Raw genomic sequence first — 2,186 nt, 5'->3', positions numbered from 1 at the left:
ACTTGGCAATCCAATCAAGCAAGACAAAACAATGCACAAAGTTATGGATTAACACATGTTGATATTTATCAACCCGACGCCTCAACACATACATTTACGGCACCAGAAGGGTTTGACATCACAGTTCATTCAAATACTGACCTTGTTCCAGAAAAATAATCATCCATACTTTATTAATACAATTTTTTCACGCAAAAGCCCGCGATTCATTTATATGAACGCAGGCTTTTATTATTGCTAACTTTTTAATTATATATATTTAGACATGCTGTATTCTATTTATTCTTTTGGTCCAACCCATTCAATAACATCTTCATATGCTTGGCGTGTTTTATTTTTCGGTGGATCTTGTTGTCTGTAGCCAAATGCAACCATCACTGATAAACCAAATTGCTCAGTATCTAAGATACCTTTATTTGCTAAAATGTCTGTCACTGTATCCAGACTAAAACCTTCCATCGGACATGAATCAATACCTAACAATGCGGCTGTCGTCATCATATTGCCTAATGCGATATACGTTTGTTTACTTGACCAGTCATACAAGGCTTGATCATTATCAGAAATATGGAAATCTGCTTGGAATGCATCGAATTTTTGTTCAACAGCTGGGATCGTTTGTGCCTCATATTTTTTAATATCTCTTAACATATGTTGTACATACGGTGATCTTGACGTTACATTTTTACGCGCAAAAATTAGCACAAAATGGCTCGCTGTATCTAATTGTTTTGCTGCGCCCCAACTGTGCGCTTTTAATTCATCACGTAACGCTTGATCTTGAATCACGACAAACTTCCAAGGTTCTAACCCAAGAGAACTTGGAGACAATCTACCTGACTCTAATATTGTTTCAAAATCTTCTTTCGAAACTTTCTTTTGTGGATCGAATTGCTTAGTCGCATGTCTGAAATGAAATGCATCCATAATTGTTTGATTCATATTGCTCATTGAACATAGCCTCCAATTTTTATATTTATTACTATACAAATTATACTTCATGTTTTAAAAAGACTAAAGTAATCCGTTTGCAATTCGCTATAACTTGTGCACATGTTATAAGTTTTCTGCAATAAAACACACTTTTGAATTTTGGAAAATTTAGTGTTATAATATATTTGTGATATTTTTCACAATTAAATTGTGGCGTGATTTTAATGTACATAATCTTTAATTTCACTCATTTACTTTTCAATCTTTTAAAAGCGAGGTTTTTAATAATGACAAAAATTATGTTCTTTGGTACGCGTGATTATGAGAAAGAGATGGCATTAAATTGGGGGAAAAAGAATAATGTCGAAGTAACTACTTCTAAAGAGCTATTATCAAGTGCTACAGTCGATCAATTAAAAGATTACGATGGCGTAACTACAATGCAATTTGGTAAGTTAGAAAATGACGTTTATCCTAAATTAGAATCTTACGGTATTAAACAAATTGCACAACGTACTGCTGGATTTGATATGTATGATTTAGATTTAGCTAAAAAACACAACATTGTGATATCTAACGTTCCTAGTTATTCACCTGAAACAATTGCAGAGTATTCTGTTTCTATCGCCCTACAATTAGTGCGTCGCTTCCCAGATATTGAACGCCGTGTACAAACACATGATTTTACTTGGCAAGCAGAAATCATGTCTAAACCAGTTAAAAATATGACTGTTGCAATTATCGGTACGGGTCGTATCGGTGCTGCTACAGCTAAAATATATGCAGGATTTGGTGCTACAATTACAGCTTATGACGCTTATCCTAATAAAGATTTAGACTTTTTAACTTATAAAGATAGTGTTAAAGAAGCTATTAAAGATGCCGATATTATTTCTTTACATGTTCCAGCGAACAAAGAAAGCTATCATTTATTCGATAAAGCAATGTTTGATCATGTGAAAAAAGGTGCAATCTTAGTTAACGCAGCACGTGGTGCAGTCATCAATACACCTGATTTAATCGCTGCAGTGAACGATGGTACTTTGTTAGGTGCTGCGATTGATACTTATGAAAATGAAGCTGCATACTTCACAAATGACTGGACTAATAAAGACATTGACGATAAAACATTATTAGAGTTAATCGAACATGAAAGAATTTTAGTAACACCACATATTGCTTTCTTCTCTGATGAAGCAGTACAAAACCTTGTTGAAGGTGGTTTAAACGCAGCATTATCTGTCATTAACACT

Annotated in this window: 2 protein-coding genes and 1 pseudogene; 2 read left to right on the top strand and 1 reads right to left on the bottom strand. The window is 33.9% G+C overall.

The annotated features are described in order from the left end of the window. A pseudogene (locus IDG60_RS11670) lies at nt 1-159 on the top strand (VOC family protein); the annotation flags it as partial. 120 nt (nt 160-279) lie between these two features. Here the strand turns inward: IDG60_RS11670 and IDG60_RS11665 are convergent. Then, nucleotides 280-951 carry an NAD(P)H-dependent oxidoreductase gene (locus IDG60_RS11665; RefSeq protein WP_000069098.1) on the bottom strand — a complete coding sequence of 224 codons (672 nt, stop codon included), beginning with the start codon at nt 949-951 and terminating at the stop codon, nt 280-282. A 269-nt stretch (nt 952-1,220) separates the two neighbouring features. Here IDG60_RS11665 and IDG60_RS11660 point away from each other — a divergent pair. Next, nucleotides 1,221-2,186 (top strand): D-lactate dehydrogenase (locus IDG60_RS11660; RefSeq protein WP_206160726.1); only part of this gene is annotated, 966 nt, incomplete at its 3' end.

This window comes from Staphylococcus sp. EG-SA-2 (assembly GCF_017152085.1).
The sequence above is the reverse complement of the archived record's forward strand: the minus strand, read 5'-3'. Positions and strand labels throughout refer to the sequence as shown.

Excerpts from the sequence above, each read along its gene's own strand:
- IDG60_RS11665 (WP_000069098.1), bottom strand. The coding sequence starts at position 951 with ATGAGCAATATGAATCAAACAATTATGGATGCATTTCATTTCAGACAT.